General features: G+C 47.3%; 17 protein-coding genes. 8 read left to right on the top strand and 9 right to left on the bottom strand.

Features of this window, described 5'->3' with window-relative positions; translation table 11 throughout:
* Nucleotides 1-2 precede the first annotated feature (2 nt).
* Both WBJ53_RS10665 and WBJ53_RS10660 read right to left on the bottom strand, forming a co-directional pair.
* Nucleotides 3-1532, bottom strand: a complete 1530-nt coding sequence (locus tag WBJ53_RS10665) for an ATP-binding protein (RefSeq protein ID WP_338876100.1) — start codon at nucleotides 1530-1532, stop codon at nucleotides 3-5.
* A 3-nt stretch (nucleotides 1533-1535) separates the two neighbouring features.
* Nucleotides 1536-2675 carry an FIST N-terminal domain-containing protein gene (locus tag WBJ53_RS10660; RefSeq protein WP_338876099.1) on the bottom strand — a complete coding sequence of 380 codons (1140 nt, stop codon included), beginning with the start codon at nucleotides 2673-2675 and terminating at the stop codon, nucleotides 1536-1538.
* Nucleotides 2676-3020: 345 nt separating this feature from the next.
* Between WBJ53_RS10660 and WBJ53_RS10655 the strand changes: the two genes are divergently transcribed.
* From WBJ53_RS10655 to WBJ53_RS10640, 4 genes are all read left to right on the top strand, one after another.
* Complete coding sequence (locus WBJ53_RS10655) at nucleotides 3021-3941, top strand: RluA family pseudouridine synthase (RefSeq protein ID WP_338876098.1); 921 nt, start codon at nucleotides 3021-3023, stop codon at nucleotides 3939-3941.
* A 155-nt stretch (nucleotides 3942-4096) separates the two neighbouring features.
* Complete coding sequence (locus tag WBJ53_RS10650) at nucleotides 4097-6871, top strand: TonB-dependent receptor (RefSeq protein ID WP_338876097.1); 2775 nt, start codon at nucleotides 4097-4099, stop codon at nucleotides 6869-6871.
* A 158-nt stretch (nucleotides 6872-7029) separates the two neighbouring features.
* A complete protein-coding gene (locus WBJ53_RS10645) occupies nucleotides 7030-7773 on the top strand; it encodes a DUF4405 domain-containing protein (protein ID WP_338876095.1) in 744 nt (247 codons plus the stop codon).
* 146 nt (nucleotides 7774-7919) lie between these two features.
* Nucleotides 7920-8219, top strand: coding sequence for a hypothetical protein (locus WBJ53_RS10640; RefSeq protein ID WP_338876093.1), 300 nt, complete (start codon nucleotides 7920-7922; stop codon nucleotides 8217-8219).
* A 64-nt stretch (nucleotides 8220-8283) separates the two neighbouring features.
* On the opposite strand, the gene WBJ53_RS10635 is transcribed toward WBJ53_RS10640, so the two are convergent.
* Nucleotides 8284-9261: a helix-turn-helix domain-containing protein gene (locus WBJ53_RS10635; RefSeq protein WP_338876092.1), complete on the bottom strand. Its 978-nt coding sequence runs from the start codon at nucleotides 9259-9261 to the stop codon at nucleotides 8284-8286.
* Between the two features lie 647 nt (nucleotides 9262-9908).
* Here WBJ53_RS10635 and dtd point away from each other — a divergent pair.
* The 4 genes from dtd (at nucleotide 9909) to WBJ53_RS10615 (ending at nucleotide 14399) form a co-directional block, all read left to right on the top strand.
* Nucleotides 9909-10361 (top strand): D-aminoacyl-tRNA deacylase, encoded by a 453-nt coding sequence (gene dtd, locus WBJ53_RS10630; protein ID WP_338876091.1) that lies wholly within the window; start codon nucleotides 9909-9911, stop codon nucleotides 10359-10361.
* A 144-nt stretch (nucleotides 10362-10505) separates the two neighbouring features.
* Nucleotides 10506-11147, top strand: coding sequence for an O-methyltransferase (locus WBJ53_RS10625; protein ID WP_338876089.1), 642 nt, complete (start codon nucleotides 10506-10508; stop codon nucleotides 11145-11147).
* A gap of 6 nt (nucleotides 11148-11153) precedes the next feature.
* Entirely contained in the window at nucleotides 11154-13541 is a 2388-nt protein-coding gene (locus WBJ53_RS10620) for a LysM peptidoglycan-binding domain-containing protein (RefSeq protein WP_338876088.1), read from the top strand.
* Nucleotides 13542-13832: 291 nt separating this feature from the next.
* Nucleotides 13833-14399 (top strand): DUF3109 family protein, encoded by a 567-nt coding sequence (locus WBJ53_RS10615; RefSeq protein WP_338876087.1) that lies wholly within the window; start codon nucleotides 13833-13835, stop codon nucleotides 14397-14399.
* A gap of 16 nt (nucleotides 14400-14415) precedes the next feature.
* Here WBJ53_RS10615 and WBJ53_RS10610 read toward each other — a convergent pair whose 3' ends face one another.
* The 6 genes from WBJ53_RS10610 to WBJ53_RS10585 form a co-directional block, all read right to left on the bottom strand.
* Entirely contained in the window at nucleotides 14416-15981 is a 1566-nt protein-coding gene (locus WBJ53_RS10610; RefSeq protein WP_338876086.1) for a serine hydrolase, read from the bottom strand.
* A gap of 163 nt (nucleotides 15982-16144) precedes the next feature.
* On the bottom strand, nucleotides 16145-16990 hold the full coding sequence (locus WBJ53_RS10605; RefSeq protein ID WP_338876085.1) for a ThuA domain-containing protein: 846 nt from the start codon (nucleotides 16988-16990) through the stop codon (nucleotides 16145-16147).
* 96 nt (nucleotides 16991-17086) lie between these two features.
* Nucleotides 17087-19939 carry a TonB-dependent receptor gene (locus tag WBJ53_RS10600; protein ID WP_338876084.1) on the bottom strand — a complete coding sequence of 951 codons (2853 nt, stop codon included), beginning with the start codon at nucleotides 19937-19939 and terminating at the stop codon, nucleotides 17087-17089.
* Nucleotides 19940-20109: 170 nt separating this feature from the next.
* Nucleotides 20110-22677, bottom strand: a complete 2568-nt coding sequence (locus WBJ53_RS10595) for a TonB-dependent receptor (RefSeq protein WP_338876083.1) — start codon at nucleotides 22675-22677, stop codon at nucleotides 20110-20112.
* Nucleotides 22678-22981: 304 nt separating this feature from the next.
* Entirely contained in the window at nucleotides 22982-23575 is a 594-nt protein-coding gene (locus tag WBJ53_RS10590) for a YbhB/YbcL family Raf kinase inhibitor-like protein (RefSeq protein WP_338876081.1), read from the bottom strand.
* 117 nt (nucleotides 23576-23692) lie between these two features.
* The gene (locus WBJ53_RS10585) at nucleotides 23693-24373 is read right to left on the bottom strand and encodes a hypothetical protein (protein ID WP_338876080.1); all 681 of its coding nucleotides are present in this window, start codon (nucleotides 24371-24373) and stop codon (nucleotides 23693-23695) included.
* Nucleotides 24374-24392 lie beyond the last annotated feature (19 nt).

The following is a 24392-nucleotide window of genomic DNA, read 5'->3' as shown; positions in this document are numbered from 1 at the left end:
GGTTAAGCACTTATCTGACGCTGGCTATACTTGGCAATTTTATTAAATAAATCTTTAGGATTAAAGGGTTTTGTAACGTAATCGCTCATTCCGACTAATACAGCCCGGTCGCGGTTGCTAAATGTAGCAGATGCGGTGAGCGCTATTATGGGTACATCGGCATTAATTTTTCGTATTTCCTGAGCGGCCGTGTAACCATCCATTACGGGCATCTGCAAGTCCATCAATATCAGGTCAAATTGTCCCTCCCGGCATTTGTCGACACCGATCTGACCATTTTCGGCTGTTTCGACGTTAATACCCCACATCGACAGAAATTTCAGTGCTACTTTTACATTGACTGGATAATCTTCTACAAGCAGAATTTTTAAGCCTCTCAACGTTTTATTATCAACCGTATCGGGCACCACTATTGCCGGAGCCGATGTATTGCCAATGGCAAGGTCAAGAATAAACGAAAAGGTAGCACCCTTCCCTTCTTCGCTCTCAATGCGAATAGTACTGCCGTAGAGTTCGAGCAATTTTTTGGTAATTACCAGCCCCAGGCCCGTTCCACCAAACTTACGGGTTGTGGCCGAGTTTGCCTGAGTAAACATTGTGAAGATGGCCTGCTGCTTTTCTTTAGGTATGCCGATGCCCGTATCCTGCACAGACACAAAAATGGAAGCCCGATCGGCAGTTCGGTTTTCCAGCGATAGCTCAATGGTTATTGTACCATTGCGGGTAAATTTAATTGCATTCGAAACGAGGTTGGTAAGCACCTGGCCAATTCGTAGCGAATCACCCATTAACGAATCCGGAATGTCATCATCGATCATCAAGCGAATACGGTTGCCATTTTCCTGCGCTTTCGCCTGCTGAGCCCGTTTGATATTCGAAACCAGGTGTTTCAGGTCAAAATTTATATCTTCCAGTTCAACTTTTCCGGCTTCAATTTTGCTGAAGTCCAGAATATCGTTGATCAATGCCTGGAGATGTTCTATTGAGAACTGGAGGGTTTTCAGGTTTTCGGTCAGGGCGGGTGGCACTTCTTCCTGAAGCATGAGATACGTCATACCTACAATACCATTCAGTGGCGTCCGAATTTCATGACTCATCATCGACAAAAAATCCGACTTAGCCTGAGTAGCCTGTTCGGCTACCTCTTTGGCATGGCGTAGTTCATCTTCAATTTTTTTCCGGTATTCGATCTGGCGTTGTAAAAAAGCCACTAATCCAACCAGATTATTAGGATCAAAATCGGCCTTTCCCTCATCGTCGGGAACTTCAATGAGATGAATGGCTTCTATTAGTTTCTCAACCGATTGTCGTCGCTGACTAACTTCTTCCTTTAATTTATCGTTAATCTCCGAATAATCGCGCTCATTTATGAGCGCCGAATGTTCGAGTAATTCTTTATCACGGTCAAAGTTTAGGTACGATTCATTTACAGCCTGAATAAACTGCAGAAAGCGTTCATGCTGCAAACACTCTGTTGTCAAATGCCGGTTGATCTGACGTTTTAGTATTTTATGTAGAGAATTTACCTCCATTGTTTATTGTTCAGACAGAATAGTAATTGTCATGGTTTGGTTGTGCAGTTCGCCGGGGGTAGCGGGGCCTGCCGGTGCAATTTCGCCGTAAGAATAAAAACCCGTCATAATGGGTTGGTTGCCAAAAATATCACGGGCTACTTCCACTTCTTCTTCCGTACGTTGGCCCAGCACCAGTTTACGTCCAACACAGCTAATCAATAAAGCCAGCTCGGGAGTCTTTCCTAGCTGTTGAAGCGATTTCTGAGCGGCCGTTGCCGAAGCTTCGACCAGCCGGTCCATATTTGCCCGCATAAACCGGACTCGGGCTCCTTCGGGAATGTCGCCCGCAAAAGTCATACTCTTAGCCGTTTCATCGATCGACAAAATAGTACGAACCAGCGGTTTCGAATCGGGTGTAACCCGAATCGACAGAGGAAAAAGCAACGCCGTTCCGGGCAGTCCATCGGCATATTTCCCAAGATAGTCTTTATATAGATCCAGGGCAATTCGATCGTCGATCTGGTATAGTTCGTTATAAGACGATTTGGTCACTTCCCGCTCCGGTCCAAACACATCCCAGCCCCCCATTGAACCATGACCAACTTTCAGGTCAGCACCGTATAAGCCAATACCAACAACTTTCCCAGCCGCAGGGTCCTGATTCACCCCCACCAATGTTCGTTCGAAACGGTCGGCATCGCCAGCCAACCCCCCTATCACGGGCACCAGGCGATTCAGACTTCGGTTTGTACCTTCTATTAAATCGCTCCCATTTACAACGCCACCGTCCGAAATAAGGATAATAGCAGCCAGATTGGCATCATCGAGTGCGTGCGCAATGGCCTCTCCTGCCTGGTAGCTTTCTTTATGATCGAAAATATCGACCTGAACCGTTCGAACCGTCGATTTTTCGAACTCAATGGCCGTAACTACGAGTGAATTATCCTGTACTTTGTCGGAAATTATTTCGCCCGATGTCGAATTGATAACAATCTGAGCGTTGGGGTACAAAGCATGCAGGTATGAATAGGGGATTGTGGATTCAAGCAGTTTACGCTCGCCAAAGGTTAAGACTAAATGTGCTTTCTCGGGCTGGAAACCCGGCGTTTCTGAGATTTGCTCCCAATTTCCATCCACAAATCTCAACTGCCCTATCTTCATAGACGTATAATAAACCTATTTATTAAAGTATAAATTTACTTTATCGACAAATTTCACGGACGAAAATATAAGTAAGTTTACTATTAATCATTAACTCTTGCGGTTATTTTACTTGTATTTTTTTTACCTACCGTATAATCCGCAAATTCAGCCGATCTTAGTTACTAAATCAGGTAGTTATGACTGAAAAAGTAACTTTCGGTAACTAGTCCAAACGCAAAAAAGTTATTTTTTGTCTCCTTGTCTTTGTTAGTGCTTTCTCTTTCTTAAGCATACGAACCGTCAACTCACAAGTATAAATTCGTTTCAACCGTAGTATACGAGGTCGAATCAGTATCTTTGCCAATGGAAAAATCCGATCTGCCCCGCTCACGACGCGGTCAACATAAAGATATCAGCTTCACGGTAGCTGAACCCTCTGAACTGATGACGTTTCTGATTCGTCAGTTACCGCACAAGAATCGTAACAACATTAAATCATTACTGCGTAATAAACAGATCACCATTGACGGAAAGGTGTATACGCAATTTAATCATCCGTTACGGGCAGGCCAGACAGTTACCATTGGCGCTACCCGAGCCTCGGTTTCTACTCAATATCGGGGTCTTACGATGCTGTATGAAGATCCTTTTCTGATTGTTATCAACAAACAGGCCGGGCTGCTCTCAATGGCTACCAACAAAGAAAAAATTCGGACAGCCTATAGTATTCTGAGTGATTATATCAAGCTGGAAAACCCTAAAAACCGGTTGTTTATCATCCATCGGCTCGACCGGGAAACCTCGGGCGTTATGATCTTTGCCAAAAGCGAAAAAGTCCAGCAGCTAATGCAGGAATCGTGGAATTCGACTACCAAACAGCGCACGTATGTTGCTCTGGTAGAAGGGATTCCTAACCCAAAAGAAGGCACAATTACCTCTTATTTGCGAGAAAGCAAAGCTCTGATTGTATACTCGAGTCAGAACCCGGAGAATGGTCAGCTAGCCACCACCAATTATCGGGTTCTGAAATCGGCCCATAATTTTTCGTTACTCGAACTGGAGCTGGAAACTGGCCGTAAAAATCAGATCCGGGTACATATGCAGGATATTGGCCACCCGGTGGTTGGCGACGCCAAATATGGTGCCACCTTTGACCCAATTGGTCGCCTGGGGCTTCATGCCGAAGTGCTTGCCTTTGAGCATCCGATTACGGGCGAGCCAATGCGGTTTGAGGCCTCGATTCCCAAGAGCTTTCTGACTGTCGTGAAAGAACGTAACGAGTAAGACCAACCACTGTTATAAGTAATTTACCTGAACCCGGCAACATTGCCTTCCCCTGCTCAATCGCCCGTTTCAGCACTAAAAAATCGGCATTCGGCCAGATTGATTTTCGGACGTACTATATAAGCCCCAATTTTGAGGCACCAATTCCGAACATCATGAAAACGCTATTACTGTCTATACTCATCGTTAGCTCAACAACTGCCTGGGCACAGGTGTCAACGACACCTGGGTCGCCAGCCAGTGGAACAGCAACAACACCGGCAAATACTGCCCCTGACCCTTTTGCCACACCAGCCAATCCAACTCCCAATAGTACAACAACAGCCCCTGACACATTTACTCTACCAGCTAATCAAACACAATCTGCCCAACCAGCCAAAATCCAGCCACAAGCCGCTCCAACGGCTTCTGAATCGGAGCCAATTGCCCGCGGCAATGGCAAGGTATCGGGGGTTATCATTGACTCAACGAGCAATCAGCCTGTCGAATTTGCAACAGTCGCTGTTCTGAGTACAACTACCAACAAACCAATCGATGGAACAACGGCCGATGCTTCGGGCAAATTTAGCCTCAATAAGCTGGCTCCGGGCCGCTATCGGCTTTTATATACGTTTATTGGCTACAAGGATAAACGTTCTAAAGTAATTACCATTGGCAAGGGGACGGATATCGACATGGGCACCATTAAACTTGCTTCGGATGTAAAAACCCTGAAAGAAGTAAACGTAGTTGGGCAGGCGGCCATGATTGAAGAAAAAGTTGACCGTCTTGTTTACAATGCCGATAAAGATATTACGGCCAAAGGGGGTGATGCCAGCGACGTAATGCGGAAGGTTCCTATGCTTTCGGTTGACCTGGATGGTAATGTTAGCCTCCGTGGTAGCAGCAACGTAACTGTGTTGATCAACAACAAGCCGTCGACCATTATGGCCAGCAGCGTGGCCGATGCGCTGAAGCAAATTCCGGCCGACATGATCAAGACGGTAGAAGTCATTACCAGCCCGTCGGCCAAATACGATGCTGAAGGGTCGGCAGGGATCATTAACATTGTTACGAAGAAAAATACCTTACAGGGCGCTACGCTGAACGTAAACGGTGGTGTTGGAAACCGGGGTAGCAACCTGGGGCTGAACGGCAATTTGCGGACCGGGAAAATGGGCTTTAGTCTGGGAGGATTTGGCCGGGCCGAATACAATGTCCGTGGCTCATTCAGCAATGACCAGACAACAAAATCAAGCACGGGTGATGTGCATACGCTACAAACGGCCAACACCCTGTCGAGCCGGTTGTTTGGCAATTATCAGTTAGGCTGGGATTACGATATTGATAAAAACACGTCGCTGACGGCCAGCCTTCGCTACGGTGCCCGCAATGGAACAGCCAATCAATATAATTTGCTGACTCAGACCTTCCAGCCTACGGGGTATTTTCCATCGGTAAACGACCGGAATGTGCAAACCAAAGATCTATCGGGTACAGTTGATGCTAACATAACGTATACCCGTACGTACAAACCGCAGCAGGAATTTAGCCTGTTGGCCTTATACAGCCGGAATAACCGAACCAACAATTTTGTAGCCGATATTCTGAATAATACCGATTTCGAAACGATTACATCCCGCCAGAAAAACGACAACAATAGCTATAACCAGGAAACAACACTCCAGGCCGATTACCAGACGCCGATCAAGAAAAATCAGATGCTGGAATTTGGTGCCAAAGGTATTTTCCGGCAGGCCAATAGCGACTATCAATACTTTATTGCGAGCGGTGCCGAAGGTGATTTCCAGACCGACCCGACCCGCAAAGGCAATACTTTGTTCTACAATCAGAACATAGCCGCTTCTTATTTGTCGTATACCCTGTCTACCAAAAACAAATACACCATCAAGGCCGGTGCCCGCTACGAATATACCTTCATCAATGCTAAGTTCAGCAACGAAACGGCAGGTCAGCAAACCGACATTCCAGATTATGGAAACCTGGTGCCGAGTATCAATATTTCGAAGAGCCTGAAAGGAGGCAAGATTATTAAACTGGCATATAACCGCCGGATTCAGCGCCCAGGCATTCAGTTTCTGAACCCCAATATTAATATATCGAACCCAACCAATATCTCTCAGGGAAACCCTCTGCTATCGCCCGAATTGACCGATAACTTTGAGTTCGGTACCAGCACAAATATCAAAGGTCTGTATCTGAATGCAACGTTGTTTGCCCGGCGCACTAACAATGAAATTACGGCCGTACGCGACGTAACTCAGCAGTTAATTGGCGACGTCAATACGCAGGTCATTCGGACTACCTATCAGAACGTAGGCCATCAGAATGCTTATGGTCTAAACCTGTTTGGCAACGCCAACCTGTTTTCTAAACTACAAATTGGTGGTGGTATCGACCTCTATCATGTTAGTCTGACCAACAACAATGCGAACCCCATTTATGCGGCTTCAAACTCGGGTTGGGTCATTTCGGGTCGGTTAAATGGTAGTGTGTCGCTTTCGAATGGCTGGGCTTTCCAGGTCTTCGGTGGCATGCGCGGCAAACAGGTACAGCTTCAGGGCTATCAGACCAGTATGTACTTCTACAACCTGGGTATTCGAAAAGAATTTAAAGATAAAAAAGCCAGCATTGGCCTGGCTGCCGAGAACTTCCTGAACCATCCGTTCACGATGCATTCAGAACTGTCGTCACCAATTCTTATGCAGAATACAACAACGAACTACTACAACGCAGGCGTTCGTCTGACATTCAGCTATCAGTTAGGTAAAATGAGCTTCGACGCTCCCCGCAGAAACCGCAAATCGATTAACAACGACGACCTGAAAAATGGCGAAGGTGGTGGCGATGACAATGGCGGTGGCCAGCAACAACAGCAATCTGGACAAGGTAGTACTGGAGGAAGTCGTAGTGGGCGTCCACGCAAATAAAAGCCCAACCTCTGATCAAAAATCTTAATTAGAATAGGTTGGTGGTTAATCCCTCTGGCGGTGCCGGAGGGATTCCTTGTTTTAAAGCAAAATTAAATTTCTTTAATCACCCAATGCGTGCCATCCAACGCTTATTTTTGCCTGTTAATTAACCTAAAATGAAATCAAAAAACTTAGTTAGCCTCTCTGTTGCACTGGCCTTTCTCGTTTTAGCCAGTACTGGCCTGTTAATTTATTTCGGGCAGGGTACTCATCCCGTCGAACACACGCATGCCTGGTTCGGCATTCTGTTTGTGATTGCCGCTGTATTCCACATCGTCAATAACTGGGCTTCGCTCAAAGGCTATTCCCAGGACCGTAAAACAGGTGGTATTCGAAAAGAGTTTATTATTCCAACGGCACTGGCTGCTGTTTTCGCCATTGGTATTGCTGCCGATGTACCCGTATTCGATAAGCTGGCAAATGCCGGAAAAATGCTGGTTCGTGGCAACAAGCCCAAACCCGGTGGCCCGCTCTCTCAACAAGCCGTAGATTCCATTGCGCACAGCACAGAAGCGACTTACCTAAAGGCATACAGCACAAGCGATACGGCCAGCCTATGGTCTGTGGTCGATAAAAAAGCTCTTATCAGAAATGAATCAGGTGCAGTTGGTACTGGCTCAGAAACGCTGCCCGACCTGATGAAACTAGCCAGCACTTCGGCATCACAACATACCGTCGATCGGGCCGAATCGATTGATAATAATTTCATTATGGTCTATGGCACCCTCACAAACCCGAGTAACCCGGCCAAACTCTTATACAGCCATTTACTGAAACAAAAAGATAACGCCTGGAAAATTGTAGCTATCCAAACGGCTCAACCCACATCATTGCCAGGCACTCCCGTTGCTTCGAAGTAATGCTCATCTGCGGCTTGTTCGTAATTGTATTGCGAACGGAGCCGCAGATGTCTACTACTAATTACCTTTGGTGCATAGCAAGGCCGCTAGGTTTGCACCTAATATAGTTTTTTTATAATTTTCACACCAAAATAAAAGCATTTTCTATGAGCGATATTGATTGGAATACTCTTGATAATCCTGATGTTCCTCAATCTGATAACCCTTCAGGTGGAAAGACCAGCCTTTCAGACAAAGAGACACTCGAAGAAATGTTCATCGAGGCAGGATGTGCAATTTACCAAAAGTATATAGACGGGGGGTATCTCGATAGTGATGGTATTCCAGATTTGGCAAAAGCTCCCGAAAGTCTCCAGAAGAAACTAATGGATTTTGCAAAAGAAGTTGAAAAAGCCGGACTGGACGTAGATGATATTATGACAAAAGTAGAACAAAAATTCTCATAAATTTGGCTTTGTTGCATGAGCTAGGCGGAAGGGATTGTAGTATAACCCATGCAACAAAGTCCCACTAATTTAGTGCTTCTTTATTGTATTTATTTCGATAATCTAACGGTGAAATTCCGGTTATTTTTTTAAATACCGTTCGAAAGGCTTTTGTATCATTATAGCCTACATCATACATCAATTCGTTGATTGTTTTCCGGCTGGTTTCCAGTCCTTTTTTGGCTGCTTCAATTTTCACGCGCTGTATGTATTCGGAGACCGTATTTGCTGTAGCTTTTTTAAACCGTCGCTCCAGGTTTCTCCGGCCAAGTGCAAACATAGAAGCTAATTGATCGACTGTTATTTTTTCCTGAAAATTTGTCTCTATAAATTCCTGTGCTTTTTTTATTGGTTCGTCTTCATGCCCTTTTTGCCCCTGAAAAATAGTAAATGGTGATTGCGTTTCCCGATCTATTTCAATAGCGAAAACTTTGGCCGACAGAATGGCAATATCACGGCCTGCATACTTCTCGATCAGGTATAAAATGAGGTTCAGATACGAGAATGCTCCACCGCTTGAATAAATGCCCTGTTCATCGGTGATGATTTTCTCGGTCACCAATTCCACATCCGGAAACATCTGCTTAAAGTTGTTGGCAGCCATCCAGTGAGTAGCACACCGTTTTCCCGTCAAAAGCCCCGTAGAAGCCAGCAAAAAGGCTCCAAGGCACAAACTCGCTACTTCAGCCCCGTTTTCATACTGCCTGATAATCCAGGGAATAAATGCCCGGTTTATTTCGATAGCGTTGTTAATCTCACCATCGATCGCTGGAATAATAATGAGGTCGGTTTTCTGCACATCGTCGATTAGTAGGTCTGTGTTGACCGTAAAAAGGCCACCCCCTAGCCGAGTCTCCTTCGATAGGCCTACAAGCTGCACTTTAAACATGGGTGATTCGCCCCTGCCTTTCATAAATTCATTTACCTGGCTAAGCAGTTGTCGGGAGCCTTCAAGACTCCCTAAAATAGCGCCTTTAGGGACTAGGATTGATATGTGCTTCATAGCTCAAATATAAAAAGAAGCCGCCGAAAAACCAATCCTTTTCCTCATCAATAAGATTAACTTTTTCAGTATTTTCATTTCAATAAATTAGGAAAAATTTATCAGCTAAACAACAAAAAATAATCCATCTACAAGCACCTATTATGCTCAAAAACAAAAGGCAAATTCCATCATCCAACATCAACAAAGTTTAGAATTTTTCCAACATTTCCCTCACCCGCAAAAATCATCGACGAACACTACCGTTCGCTCAAAACAAGCAATCCGGCTGGTGACTCTGTATCCGATACGTCGGTCATAAACTCCCGGTTCAGCATACAGGCCTCCCGTGTTGCTTCCGGGCACAAAGTGCTAATTTTTTCGGAAACTTAGATCCATAGAGCAACGGCCTTCGATCAATGGTTTCCGTTTAAAGGCATCATAACCGATTATACCCAGCCTATCTGGTTTTACCAGCAGAATTCGCAGGGGAGTCCTCTGATCGATATTCGGGGAGTGCAGGGCTTATGGATAGCTTGGCTACGCGTTTTATTGGATGGCTAATTGAGTCTTTTTTTCGACTTCCGCCAGTTCGTCACTAATTTTAAGCCCGGTATGCCCAACCCACGATCGGGCTTTCATTGATCCATTGCTTTCCCTTTTGAATTATGCTTGCTGTTATTCAACGCGTTTCTCAGGCTTCGGTCACGATCGACAACCAGACCAAAGGCCAGATTGAAACAGGCTTTCTGATTTTACTTGGCATTACACATACCGATAGCCGCGAAGATGTTGAATGGCTTAGCAAAAAAATTGTCGGTATGCGTATTTTCAGCGATTCCGACGGCAAAATGAACCTGGACCTGGCTACAGTTGGAGGCAATATTCTATTGATCAGCCAGTTTACCCTACATGCCAGCACTAAAAAAGGAAATCGGCCCAGCTTCATCGACGCGGCCCGGCCCGAAGTAGCCATTCCGCTCTATGAAACCATGATCGCTCAATTGTCGGCTGATTTGGGGAAGCCCATTCAGACCGGCGAATTTGGTGCCGACATGAAAGTATCCCTCCTGAACGATGGTCCTGTAACGATTCTGATCGATTCTAAAAATAGACTATAGCCTTCGTTTTGCTACCTAATACTATTTTTTTAGTACTACGATCTCATTTTGAACGTTCGTTACCTAAAAAATACTACTTTTACTTAAACCAGCCCATTGGTTATTTCGCTCTGGCAAACGAGATGGTATAACCGAGTCAGCCGAATGGATTTTTTGCCCTCCAATCTTACTGCTTATGCCGAAGCACATACGTCGCCCGAAAGCGATCTGCTTCGTCAGCTCAATCGCAATACCCGTGCTCATATTATGGCTCCCCGAATGCTCTCGGGACATATGCAGGGTCGCTTTCTGTCAATGATTTCATGGATGGTTCGGCCCCGACGTATTTTGGAAATAGGGACTTATACGGGTTATTCAGCACTTTGTCTGGCCGAAGGCTTAACCGACGATGGTGTGCTGATTACTATCGATCATAATGAAGAGCTCGAAGATTTTGCCCGTTCCTACTGGCAGCAATCACCGTTGAATAGCAAAATCGATTTTCGCCTTGGCCTGGCTGCTGACCTTATTCCAACACTCAACGAAACCTTCGATCTGGTATTTATTGACGCTGATAAACGGAATAATTCGCTCTATTTCGATTTGATTTTCGACAAACTCAGACCGGGGGGCCTCATCCTTGCGGATAATGTTCTATGGAGTGGCAAGGTTATTGAGCCCATAAAACCATCGGATCAGGATACGCCTGCAGTGCTGGCTTTTAACGAAAAAATACAGGCCGACCCACGCGTTGAAAATGTGCTGCTGCCCGTCCGCGACGGGATAATGATGATACGCAAACGCTGAATTACGATGACTAAACAAGCCGCCGTAGCGGTACGATTTATGAAAAAACAGACGTACTCTCTAACCCTCTTACTTACTCTAATCAGTCTGATCGTATCGGCACAGACGTCGGTGCCCCTAGTGCCCGAACAGCTAACGTTTGCTGATATTTCGGTCCGGCTCGACCCCGATGCCCGCCGTATTGTTCAGCAGGATGTGAATGCACTACTGGCCAATCGGCAGTATTGGACAGCCAAACTCGATCGGGTGGCGCTCTATTTCCCGATGATCGAAGCCATTCTGATTGACGAAGATGTGCCGACCGATTTCAAATACCTCGCGGTTCAGGAAAGTTCGCTCACACCGGATGCGGTATCGGCTTCGGCAGCTGTCGGCTACTGGCAGTTCAAGCGCGAAACAGCCACCAGCCATGGTATGCGTGTTGATGATGAGATTGACGAACGGAAAAGCATTACCGCATCAACGCACGGAGCGGCCAAATACCTGAAAAAAAGTAATGCTCAGTTTAATAACTGGGTAGCGTCGCTTTATTCCTACTACCTTGGAGCAGGCGGCATTGCCAAACTGATTCCTCCCGACTGGTCGTATGCCCGCGAAGTAGCTCTCGATGGCCGAACAGACCGCTATATTCTGCGGTTTTTTGCCCACAAGGTTGCCATCGAAAATGCACTCAAATTTCATCAGTCTGGCAACCAGTTCGCCCTGATCGAATATGCCAATGGTGGTGGCAAAAGCATGCGCACCATTGCCGACGAATTAGGGGTAGATGAATTTGAGCTTCGTAAATATAACCGCTGGGTATTGGGCGAAAGCGTTCCGACAGATAAGGCGTATGTAATGGCTATTCCCGTTGGTAATAACCAAATCAACGATGTTCGTCAGAAAATTGCCAGCAGTACCTCTCAGAAACCTCAGGATTACGCCCAGAACGATGTAGGGTTTCCGGTATTACGCCGGGTAACAACAGGGTTGAGCAGCAAAAACGAACCCGTTCTGTATGAAATTAACGGGCTGCCCGGAATTCAGGCCCAGGCCGGCGACAATAGTGCTTCGCTGGCCCGAAAGGCAAAAATCAGTCTGTCGAGTTTCCTGCGCTACAATGATATGGGCGAACGCGACCCGATTATTGTTGGGGATGTGTATTATCTGGCCAAGAAAATGAAGAAAGCGCTGGTGCCCTTTCACACGGTTCGGCCCGATGAAACAACCCGAAGTATTTCGCAACGCTATGGTATCCGGCTCAAAAAACTGATGCGCTACAATCGTATCGATCGATTGCAAAAACTAACCGTTGGTCGGGTAATGTGGTTGCGCGAACGTCGGCCTGCCAACAAGCCAATTGAGATCATCAATGCGCCAACCGCCCCCGTTTACGACCAAACGCCTACCCCTCCTACCCGTTCCGACGCTACAGTAGCCGACCGCAGCTCAACAGGATCGCCCCGAACGGTAAGCGGGATGGACAATATTCCCCGTAATCCTTCAGAACGCAAAAAATACCAGCCTAAACTCGTTGGTGGTGGCGTAACACCCAATGACGGCACATCGGAACCCGCAACGACGCCCGCTCCTGAACCAACCCGTACGACCACCAGCCCCTCGGTTGAAGTGCCGACCACTCCGGCACCCGATAATCGTCCGGCCACAACGAGCAGCAATCGCTCAACAACTGACGATGGCACACAGCGCGTTGTTATTGTTCGCTCCAGCGATCCCTCAGAAGCACCACGAACTGTTCCGGTAGCTACTGCTCCCGAGCGCGAAAAAGCGCCTGCGCCTAAAAAACCAGCCGATACGTATGCCAGCAGCCGCCCAGTCAAAACGTCTTCGGTTTCTCAACCCGATCGGAACTACGAAGGCCCTAGCGAGCAGCAGGCCGATGGCAGCATAACCGACGTATCGTCCGTTCCGAGCCGGTCGGGTAGCCCAGCCGTAGTTAAAAACAATCCGCGGTCTGCTTCATCGGGCAATAAGCCCTTGCCCGAACCCGTCAAACCCTCGCCATCTGCCGTTAGCCGGGGGGCTGCCATCAGCGGTTCTGCCAGTCGCTCAGCCGCAACACACACCGTAGAAGCCGGTCAGACATATTATAGTATTTCAAAAATGTATGACCTAAGTGTCGATGAACTGCTTGCCCTCAATAATCTGACAACGAACGATGTGCTCGAAGTGGGGCAGAAATTAACGGTAAAAGCAGGCAATGGCCAGGCCCAGACCGCGCCACGCACCGATAGTCCTCAACAGGGATCGGTAACTTACCATACTGTGGCTAAGGGTGAAACGATGTTCCGCATTTCAAAACAGTATGGCGTAACCATCGAACAAATTCAGGAATGGAATAATCTTAGTGACGTTGGGGTAAAAGAAGGCCAGAAAATCAAGATCATGAAGTAAGTTCCTTCTTAGTTTTTCAACACAAAAGCCGTTCTTAATTGACTGAGAGCGGCTTTTGTGTATGCAACCTATTTTCGCCAGTCAGCGATTGGCTCCAGCCTTAGATCAGGTTTGCTTTTTCGTGAAATAACAAACCTTTGTTTGCAGAGATGTATCTTTACATACTGAAACGATCGCCAGCCGACTCTTTTCCGGAGCACTGCTACAAATCTGATCCACTTCGGTTACGGAAGTATGGGCTAATAACCCACAATTACTACAATCTGGCGGGTTGCGGCTCGCCATATGGCTATGATTCTTATTGAAAATACCTGTATAAGCGACGACGTCGCCGAAAAATTTTTCGTCTGCAATTTAGATAAATGCAAAGGAGCCTGCTGTGTTGAGGGCGATATGGGTGCCCCGCTGGAAGGCGACGAACCGGCTATTCTCGACCGCATTTTCGACGAGATTAAACCCTATCTTTCGCCCGAAGGAATTCGGGTAATCGAACAAAAAGGGGGCTACGAATCCGATGGTGACGGCGGTTTTGTTACCACAACGGTTGGTGGTCGCGAGTGTGTATATGCCACCTGGGACGAACGCGGCATTCTGAAGTGTGGTATTGAAGAAGCCTATAACGACGGCAAAGTTGACTGGAAAAAACCGATTTCCTGCCACCTATATCCCATTCGTGTTACCAAATACGAGTCGTTTCATGCGCTCAACTACGACCGTTGGCCTATCTGTAGCCCAGCCTGTAGCTTCGGCGAACAACTCAATGTACCTATCTACAAGTTTGTCCGTGAGGCTCTCATCCGCGCTTATGGCGAAGAATGGTATGCGCAACTGACAAAAGCAATCGAAGAGAAGGAATAATTAGTCAATTGACTAATTATTCCTTAACCCGTTGCAGATCGAGGTCCTGAAAATCGAAACTAAAGTCGGTCAGGGGCGAGATCGGCTTCATTTTTATGGAGCTGGGTTTCATTCCATCATCGACGGAGAAGGTCACAAATGCATCGGCATCCAGGCTCCGGTTGTTCCATTTAACCACAAATGTATTGCCTTTGTAATAAAAAAGCTCACCGGTTAGCTTTGGCGAACGCACCGACCGAAACCACCATTTGCCGCCCTGCTGGCTTAGCACTACATCGCCAAACCAACGGTCGCGATACGTTCCGGCATAGTTCGAAAAATCAATTGACTTTGTGTTTTTGCTCTGCTCGCTGGCAATTCCTTCCCAGATTTCCTTAGCAATTTTGTCGGCTTCTTGCTGCCCCTGCTTCACGCGCTCGCCGTAACGGCTAACCCAGTCGGTTGCAGGTAGCCCCAGATAGCTATCTTTTATGGTGTTCGTAATGGCACTGAAAGCTGCGCCCGATTGCTGGTTCGTAAAAACAATAATTCCGAGTTGTAGTTCAGGAATCAGAGTTACCTGCGTGGCCATGCCAGCCAAACCACCCGTGTGTGTTACTTGCTTGTAGCCTTTCACATCGCTGAGTCCCCAGCCTAATCCATAAGCAGAAAAATGCGTATTATAAGGCGGAATGGGCGTTGGGCTTACGGGCAGAATGGTTTGCGGACTCCACATATCGGCGTGTATTTTCTCCGAAAACAACTGCTTATTATCGCCGTATTTCCCTTTATTTAACTGTGCAATAACCCATCTACTCATATCGGCCACGCTGGAGTTGATCCCCCCGGCCGAATACCCGAATCGAAACATATCACGACTGATTACCTGCACTTTTCCGTTAACTGGCGCGTGGGCATCAATCACGTTAACCTTGTCGGCCAGCCGTTCGTAAGACCCCGCACTGCGGTTCATGCCGAGTGGTTTCATAATCCGCTCTTCCACAAACTCAGACCAGCTCTTGCCGCTAACCCGCTCAATCACTTCTCCGGCCACCATGTAGAGCAGATTATCATAATCATATTTCGTCCGAAAGCCCGACACGGGTTTCAGGTAGCGCAGATTATGGATAATGTCTTTCATGGTGAAATTGCTGGAATCGGGCCAGAACATCAGATCGCCCGCTCCAAGACCTAAGCCGCTCCGATGAGTCAGCAGATCCCGAATGGTAAACTCCTCGGTCACGTAAGGATTATACATACGAAACTCCGGTATGTAATCAATGACCTTATCGTCCCAGGTCAGTTTACCTTCTTCCATCAGCATTCCCAGTGCTGCTGCCGTAAACGCTTTGCTATTCGAGGCAATACCAAACAGCGTATTTTCATCGACTTTAGCGCCTGTTTTTAACGAACGCACGCCATAGCCTTTCGAATGGATAACCTTGCCATCTTTGATAACGGCGACGGCTATGCCCGGCACATCGAATGTGGTTAAGGTTCGCTGCACTAAGGCGTCAATCTGCGGAGCGTTGATGGGCTGAGCTATAGTGGAGCCTACAAGCAGCAGGCCTGTTAAGAGCGTGATCAGTAATCGGGTTGTCATGAGATCGTGAATGGCAGAAACTACGTATGGTTAGCCTTTTCGGTTAGGTTGCCTAAAATTAGCCGAATCAGACCAATAGCAAGACAGATTAGCAGAAAAACAAGCTCTGCTGTAGCTAATTGCAGCCCAGCTCCCCGGCAAAAGAGCGACACCAGCGAAGTAATTACTTCGTTTTCTTTTTTTGCCCTCTACCCAGCCACAGTAAACTATTGATAATAAGCTGGTTCTGAGTTTCGTTGGCGAAGGTAAACGACAGTTCTTTGTTCGTTTTATTTTCGTAGTCTATGTCGTTATGACCCATATTTACATACACCATTCTGTACTTTTTATTGGTCCAGACAACCGGATAATAGCCACTATGCCATATTTCGTGCGGCTTAGGGCCGGTTCCTAACGGAAAACTGGCCGGATCGATTGACAGCAGAATACGGATATCGGGATTCGTTCGTAAGTCGTTTTCCCAACGATACCATTCATTGGGTGCTGATTTGAAGGTTTCGGGCAATTTTTTGGTGACGGGGTGCTTTCGGTCTTCAACCCGTAGTATTGCCGAAGTGGGACGCCAGGTATTGCTTTTATATTGCCCCGATCCCAGAAACTGATTGTGATACCAATCCCAGTTTTGTGGATAGGCAGATGGCGTTAGGGCAAAAGCGGCAAAATGGAAACCAAGCCAACCCCCTCCATTCTCCATATATTTTTGAAAAGCCTCCCGCTGAGCGGGTTCTTCGGGGCGCGTATCCAGGAACAGAACGACCTGATAAGTAGCCAGAAAATCGGCATTCAGATTATTCCAGTTGTCGGTCGAGTCGTAGGTGAAGTTGTATTGAGCAGCCATTTCAGGAAACCATCGATTGGCCTCGTGCACAAAGCTAATGTGTGCACGATCGTTTTTGGCCGTGTAGAAGGCAATTACTCTGAACGACGAAGCGGTAGACTGTGCATACCCGCTGCCCCAAAAACACAGGCAGCAAAAAACAAGAACTGACTTCCGAAAAAATGAAGGCATCGTTAATCTGTAATAAGTAGCGAAAAATACATTCCTTTAAAGCAAAGAAACGCTCTTATCAATAAGTCCATATATCCATCCATTTTACCCACTCTGTTAGAGCAGTTCGTCGAATAACACGCTCACATAATACAGTCCGCCGATCCGGGCAAGGCCATACCCCTGCGCATAATACTGGTTTAGTAGATTTGTCCCTCCCAGCTTCACAATAGATTTGTAGTGCGGCAAACGGTACGAAACCTGTGCATCGAGGCTCCCCCACGAGGGCAACCAAACATCGCCAGCCGTAATGCCCTGCTCATACCAGGTCCGTCCGGTCCAGCGGTACAACAAAGTAGCCCCGATTCGGTCGGTCAGGTGCGCATTACTCAGGCTGATAGTAAAGCGATTTTCGGGCGAATTAAAGTAATTACGGCCTTTCTGAATAACTTCAGGGTTGCTCATCCGGCGCCTGACAATATCATTTCCCGCATTGTCTTTACTGAGTTTACCCTGTGCATCGCGCAAGGTAATGGTCCCTACCTGATACGCATAATTTCCGCTCAGCAGATACCCTCGCCCTGGCTCATAATTCAGACTAACGCCAGCTCCATTGACAAATACCTTGCTGAAGCTGTTAAAATTGATTTGCAGGGTTCGGTAAGCTCCGCTTGTCAGATCGCTTATCTGGGCAGTATTGGTCTGGAAAAAGGGCTGAGCTGTAATCAGATCGGTATAAGCGCTATGGAAGAAATAAGCATCGAACGTTAGTTTATTCGTTAGCAACACATTATACCCCACCTCCCAGGTCTGCATTTTTTCGGTTGTCATTGGAGCAGGAATATAGGCCTGACTCCGGAGTCGATCTTCCGTAATCAGTTTATCCATAAAACTAGCAACACTGGTTGCCGGATAGGCTGGATGCGTCAGTAAACCTGCCGATTCGATGGCAGAGGCATCTCCGCCATCTTCGCCATTTTTTCCGGGTGCCGGAGCCGCAAACAGTTGCATAGGGGATGGATTGCGAAACGCCGTTTGCCACGATACCCGAAAGGCATGATTCCCTGCACTAACGACAGCAGCAGCCCTGGGCGAAAACCGCCCGTCTACATATTGATTTTTGTCGTACCGAAGCGTAACCGTTGGTTTTACGATTACAGAAGAACCTACCTCCAACGCTTTGGTAGCCTGCACATAAGCCCCATATTCGTTGATTGAATACTCCGATCCGTCGGCTTTCAGGGCAAATAACGTTCCTGCCGAATTTAACGCATAGTGCCGAACACTGGCTCCGGCAATCACATCGGCAAACCCAATCAGGTTCGTGAAATTATACATACCTTCATAATGCCAGAGCGACGAGTTATCACGAAAACGGGTTCCGGTCGTATTTTCGAATCCAGCAATGGTATCGGTATTGAACGTAGTTGACAGCCGATCGCGGGCTCTATTGAACGCACTAGTACCAGGCAGATAGCTCCCCCGATCAGCTTCATTACGGGCCAGTCCGGCACTGACTTTATTGTCGATATATACCTGTCCGAATTCCGTTGCCCATTGATCCAGCGATTTCCAGGCATTATTAACCCCAACAGCCGTTTGGCCGATACTCCAGCCTTCGGCTTTCTGCTGGGTTGTGTAGGCTCGCAGGAAGAAATTTTCGCCACGAATTTCGGCTTTGAACTGATTTTGCCGATAATCGGGGAAATAATTACGGTAGTTTCCGGTCTGAATAAAATTACCATTCCCATAATACCAGCCCAGCGATGCTTCAACCTTATCGGCAAGCTTATAGTGTATGGACACGTTTGCCCGGTTATTAAACACGCTGCCGCTATTACCCAACATGGCCAGTTCCGAATATCCCGTCCGGGTTACCAGCTTGTTTTGCAACGACACATTGGCATAATCGGACGGAAACAGATACGCCCCTCCGGCATTTATTTCATCGCCATAAACATTTACTCCGTCATATTGCAGATTCGCGCTGGCATTACTGTTGGGCCGATAAGCAATGCCAGTAGCAATATTGCTCTGTCGGCTATTGGTAGCAAAAAAATTATCGCGGGCGCGGGTCGAGCGGTCATCATAATTGTCAGCAATAAAGTCGGTTGCGCTTATGTGTTGAAAATTGATCTTTATGGCCAACCGGTCGTTGATTTCTTTGGCATACCGAATAGCAATATTGCCGTAGCCTTTGGGCCCAAACCCTGGTTTACCAAAATTGTTAGCTCCTGCTTTTAGCTGAGCACTCAATCCCTGGTAGGTGAAAGGATTTTTGCTGGTGGTCGATAATAATCCCTGCATGGCACCTGGGCCATACAACGCCGACGAAGCCCCCGGCACCAATTCAATCGTTTCGACATCCAGATCAGGCAAACCAGCAACATTTCCAAAGCCGAAACCAAGCCCTGGCGAACGGTTATCCATACCGTCGGTCAGTTGCAGAAACCGGAAGTTGTCGGTTGCACCGAAGCCGCGCATATTTACCGATTTAAAAAAGAAACTCTGCGTAAAGAAATCGACTCCCCGGAGATTTTGTATGGCATCGAAGGGGCTGATTGCGGGCGATTGCCGAAATTGATCAACACCAAGTTTCTCGGTCGTTACGGCCGCCATACGACGGGGTTCCTGCACCCGGCTGGCCGCTACAATCCGATCGTCGGGCACAATGGCATCGGCTACGAGTGTTGCCAGAACACGACGGAAATTATTGCCCCGAACCTGAATGTTCTGACGTTGATAACCATCTAATGAAGCCAGCAGAACGAAAGGCAGCGCTTGAGCCGTTGGTAGCATGAAATGGCCATCGGTCTGAGTAACGGCACTTTCGCTGGTTCCCCGAACAACAATTGTTACGCCGGCTAACGGCTGTTGGTTCGCATCAGTAACGATTCCCTCCACATTGATCTGCGCCAGTACGGATAATCGGCTCGTTAACGCCAGTAACAGTAAAAGAAATTTCTTCATAGGTGAGTAGTATTAAAAATATAGCAGGATAAAACGCCTTAAAATTACAAAAGCTGCCCGCGTTTAGTAAACACGAGCAGCTTGAAGCAGGGCAAAACTTAGGATAGAACCTTAATTTCTACTTAAGGACCTTTTTTGTCATTCGACTACTCCCATAATCAATGACCAATTCAGAATGTATACCGGAACGTAATGCCATAGGTGCGCGGATCGCCTACGATGCCTGCATAATGCCCGGCACTTCCGGGAGCCGCCAGCAACTGCTCATAATAATTGGTATTGGACAAGTTGCGTCCCCACAGAAAAACCGAAATTCCGGTCGATGCTCTAAACCCAAGGCGGCTATTCGCCAGACTATAACCATCAATATTTAAATACTGAGAAGGCGATGGACTCGATGAAAATGTTGACCGATAGAAGGCATCAACACCAAAAAAGTAATTTCCTTTTAAGCTAATGAGCTGCCCTTTGGCAGTCACTTCGCCCCCTACCGAACCCGACCATTTGGAGATCCCTGGCAACACACCTCCCGAAATATCTTTAAAAGCCTGTTCGCCACCGACTTCTTCGAGGGGTACGGGCGCATTTTTAAATGACACATATAGTCCATCGGTATACGCCAGGGCCGCATTCAGTGTCAATCGATTGGCCACCCGTATGTTTCCATCTACTTCAACTCCCAACACACGCACCTTTTCGGCATTGGCCAGATAGCCCCGGTTTACGCCCGGTTCCGGCGTTTGCACCTGGGTCTGGTAGTCTTTAATATCGGTATAATGGAACACCACATTCAGGAGTGAGTTGGGCGTAGGTCTTGTTTTGATCCCTAATTCGCGATGGGTTACAAACTCAGGCTTCACTTTAGCCAGATCGAGTAATACCTGTCCATTCGCTGTTGGCAAACCGCCAATGTTAACACCTACAGGTTTGTAGCTTATCGAGAAGGTCCCGAATGCATTGATCGACCTATTGATTTTGTATTGCAGCGTTAATTGTCCAGATAAATTACCCGACGATACATCCGTATCGAACGCCTGATTAGTATAAACAGCATTCTTCAGGGCCAGCAACGCAGCGTCGGTAGTCTGAAGCCCGCCATAGGTCTCACGTTTATAGTTGGCAATTTTCCGGTCATAATTATACCGGATTCCGGGTAATAGGTGAATCTGATCGGTTATGGCCCAGTCGGCCTGGCCAAAAATAGCCAGACTTGTGCTTTGAATTCGGTTGGTCGTATGGATACCAAAATTATCGAACAGACCCGGTGTTTGCCAGAGCGGGCTAATGGAACTTTGGGCAAACCGCCACTGGGCCGAACCGGCTTCTTCGGTCTGAACAGGATCGGATTTCAAATCCTGCCAAAGCCCAAATACCCCAACAACGCCATTTAATTTAGCAGATACTTTACCAGCATACCGTATTTCCTGCGACCACTGGTTATGGACCGAATTGCCAGACGAAATGGTGAAAACTGGTAATCCAATATAATCCCGATCGTTCAGCGGGTCCCATTTCCAGTATCGCCAGGCTGTTGTAGACGTCAGCGTTCCAGAACCTAGCTTAATGTCGGCGTTCAACGATACACCCCCAAGCTGATTATCGGCCTTTGAGGGTGTGTCGAGGTCAACGATCCGTTGAAAAGCACTCGTGTAAGGGATTGTATAGTTCAAATCGGCAATTATGGCATTAAACTGACGGTAGGCAGCTCGTTTTGTGGCGACAACCCCCGCTATTGGCCAACCGTACCCATTGGGCTTCTGATCGGAAACATCTGCGATCAGGGTAAATTTTACGTTGTCGGAAGGCGTATACAACAGTTGCCCCCGCACTCCAATATTGTTAATGTCATTAATACGCTCCTGGGTGTGCACATTGTAGAACAAACCATTTCGCTGCGTTCCGGTAAACGATATACGGGCTGCCAGCTTACTGCTCAAGGGGCCCGTCAGCGAACCTTTTGCCTGAATGAATCCGTAGTTGCCATAACTCAGCTCAAAACTTCCACTCGGCGTAAAACCCGCCGGTCGCGTTGAAATATTAAAAGCGCCCGCCGTTGTGTTTTTCCCAAACAAGGTTCCCTGCGGGCCTCTTAATACCTCTACCTGTTCAATATCGATAAAATCGAGTGCCGTAGCCGCCGGACGAGCATAGTAAACCCCATCGACATAAAAGCCAACCCCAGGGTCGATACCATCGTTGGTTAAGCCGAATGTAGAACCCAACCCCCGAATATTAAGCGTAGTATTGCGAGCATTGGAGGAATATAACTGTACAGTTGGTACCAGCTCTTTCAGGCGATTTACATTAAAAGCTCCGGCATCTTCGGCACGAGTACCGCCCACAATTGAAATCGGAATGGGTACATCCTGCGACGATTCCTGACGACGCCGGGATGTAATGACGACATCGGCCAACTGATTGGCGGCTTCTTCGAGCTGGATTTCGGTCTGATTATCAGTCATAACAACTTCTTTTGTCTGATACCCTACAAAAGAGACCACAACCGTAAATGGAAGCTTCTGGCCAGTAAGCAGTTTAAATTGTCCCTCCAGATCGGTAGTGCTGCCATTGGTTGTTCCTTTGATGGTTACTGTTGCCCCAACCAATAGTTCTTTGGTGCGGGCATCGATGATTTTCCCAGAAACAGTTGAGTTGATAACGGGTGCATGCTGAGCAGATAGTGCGAACGGGATCAGTAAGGCCCCAATCAGAAACGATGATGTTAAAATTTGCTTCATTCTATTTATTTGACAGGTTATATAGTTTTTAAGGTCATGCAATAGACATTTCATGGCTGCCATCGGCCTTTCAGCCTATGTACATGACTGGGTGGTTTTGCATTGCTACCTATTCTCCGATTACTCCCGGTATTAGATAGACTATTAGTACTTATAATCTATTGATTTAATAGATTTATCACAAAGAAACGGAAAGCCTGCTCTTATTTCCAACTATTTTTATGGAAAAAGAGTGGGTTTTCCGTTTCTGCTACCCGAAGGCAGCTCCCGGAGGCAGGTTAACTAGTTCTGGCAGAAGGCAATACTATTCGAAATACCCCCTTAACTCTCCATAGCCAAGAATATGGCCTTTCATGGCTTCAATAACCTGCTGCTTCGTCGGAACATCGGTAAAGGAGAGCGATTCATCGAGGGCGTAGATCCGAAACCAATAAGCATGGCGCCCGGCAGGTGGGCAAGGGCCAATAAATTTGAGATTCCCGGCAGAGTTTTTACCTATTTTCCCTCCCAGCAATTGCATTTGCTCCGCTGTAACGGCTTCAGGAATACTTCTGACCGAAGCCGGGAGGTTGTAAAGCACCCAGTGGGAGATATTAAAGATAGGCAATGTCGGTGTGGGCACGTCGTAGTCCGTCGCCAATAGTACATATGATTGGGTATCGGGCAAATTATTTTCCCAGGCTAAAGCGGGCGATGCCTCTGCACCACGACAGCTACAGTTTACGGGCATATCGCCATTGGGTGGAAATGAACTACTGGACAGGGCAATATTCTTATGCAATGTTGCCAGATAAGCCTCTTCATCGTCGCGTTGGCCCTTTGCCCGATAATGCATTACGACCATAAATAACCCAAACAGGACGATCAATCCCAGAAGAATTCTCGTAGAAGAGCGCATAAAAACAGCCGGCTAAGTACGTACGCAACGTTAACCGGCTGAATATAAATAAAGTTTATTAAGTTTTGAGCTGCTTTAGCGAAAGGACACGCAGCTGTCATTGTCAGGCAATCTGACCTACGCGGCTCGACTACTTTGTGGGCGACGCAGCGCCGGACGCAGCGATTGGGTGCTGGACCGAACTTCTTCAATCACCTGCTCCGATACCAGACCCAGGTGGTTGGCGCGTTTCAGCACATAATCGAAGGGCAGATTGAAATAGTTGGCTACTTCGCTACGAAAACTATCCGGAAATTTCGACAGACGAAGGCCAAAGAATTTACGCACTTCTTCTTCTGGCAGCATAGCCGCCAGGGCAACCCGCTCGGCTTCGGCCAGTAGCTCAACCCGCGAAGGATAGAGGTATTCGAGGCCAATTGACGCCCCCAGAATATTCAGAAACAGATTCTTATACATTGCCGATAGTTCGGCAGGTAAAATAACCCAGCCCTGTTCGCGAAACTTAGCCGAAAAACCGGTTAATCCCTGCTCACCCCGAAGTTCTCCGGCAATGAGCTCATGGGGAAACTGCAACCGCTCATCGGTTTTTTGAAGCCGGAACACAACCGCTTCGATTGGGCTTTTATGAAACAACAAATCAGCAGGCATAACCTGAGTGCTTTCCCACTGGTCGGTCATGCGCATAAACAAACTTTCATTGACGGGCAGGTTTTCGGCACTGCCCAGGCTAATAAGCATCCGGCGGAATGCGGCCAGAAAATCGATCTGGAGTTGATTCGAAATGGAACGTCGCTTCATGCGGTTTGTATTGCCGGTT

Origin of the sequence: Spirosoma sp. SC4-14 (assembly GCF_037201965.1) — a bacterium.
Taxonomy (GTDB): Bacteria; Bacteroidota; Bacteroidia; order Cytophagales; family Spirosomataceae; genus Spirosoma.
This window is presented reverse-complemented; position numbering and strand designations above follow the sequence as displayed.

Coding starts and splice junctions, on each gene's coding strand:
- WBJ53_RS10665 (WP_338876100.1), bottom strand. CDS start 1,532: ATGGAGGTAAATTCTCTACATAAAATACTAAAACGTCAGATCAACCGG.
- WBJ53_RS10660 (WP_338876099.1), bottom strand. CDS start 2,675: ATGAAGATAGGGCAGTTGAGATTTGTGGATGGAAATTGGGAGCAAATC.
- WBJ53_RS10655 (WP_338876098.1), top strand. CDS start 3,021: ATGGAAAAATCCGATCTGCCCCGCTCACGACGCGGTCAACATAAAGAT.
- WBJ53_RS10650 (WP_338876097.1), top strand. CDS start 4,097: ATGAAAACGCTATTACTGTCTATACTCATCGTTAGCTCAACAACTGCC.
- WBJ53_RS10645 (WP_338876095.1), top strand. CDS start 7,030: ATGAAATCAAAAAACTTAGTTAGCCTCTCTGTTGCACTGGCCTTTCTC.
- WBJ53_RS10640 (WP_338876093.1), top strand. CDS start 7,920: ATGAGCGATATTGATTGGAATACTCTTGATAATCCTGATGTTCCTCAA.
- WBJ53_RS10635 (WP_338876092.1), bottom strand. CDS start 9,261: ATGAAGCACATATCAATCCTAGTCCCTAAAGGCGCTATTTTAGGGAGT.
- dtd (WP_338876091.1), top strand. CDS start 9,909: ATGCTTGCTGTTATTCAACGCGTTTCTCAGGCTTCGGTCACGATCGAC.
- WBJ53_RS10625 (WP_338876089.1), top strand. CDS start 10,506: ATGGATTTTTTGCCCTCCAATCTTACTGCTTATGCCGAAGCACATACG.
- WBJ53_RS10620 (WP_338876088.1), top strand. CDS start 11,154: ATGACTAAACAAGCCGCCGTAGCGGTACGATTTATGAAAAAACAGACG.
- WBJ53_RS10615 (WP_338876087.1), top strand. CDS start 13,833: ATGATTCTTATTGAAAATACCTGTATAAGCGACGACGTCGCCGAAAAA.
- WBJ53_RS10610 (WP_338876086.1), bottom strand. CDS start 15,981: ATGACAACCCGATTACTGATCACGCTCTTAACAGGCCTGCTGCTTGTA.
- WBJ53_RS10605 (WP_338876085.1), bottom strand. CDS start 16,990: ATGCCTTCATTTTTTCGGAAGTCAGTTCTTGTTTTTTGCTGCCTGTGT.
- WBJ53_RS10600 (WP_338876084.1), bottom strand. CDS start 19,939: ATGAAGAAATTTCTTTTACTGTTACTGGCGTTAACGAGCCGATTATCC.
- WBJ53_RS10595 (WP_338876083.1), bottom strand. CDS start 22,677: ATGAAGCAAATTTTAACATCATCGTTTCTGATTGGGGCCTTACTGATC.
- WBJ53_RS10590 (WP_338876081.1), bottom strand. CDS start 23,575: ATGCGCTCTTCTACGAGAATTCTTCTGGGATTGATCGTCCTGTTTGGG.
- WBJ53_RS10585 (WP_338876080.1), bottom strand. CDS start 24,373: ATGAAGCGACGTTCCATTTCGAATCAACTCCAGATCGATTTTCTGGCC.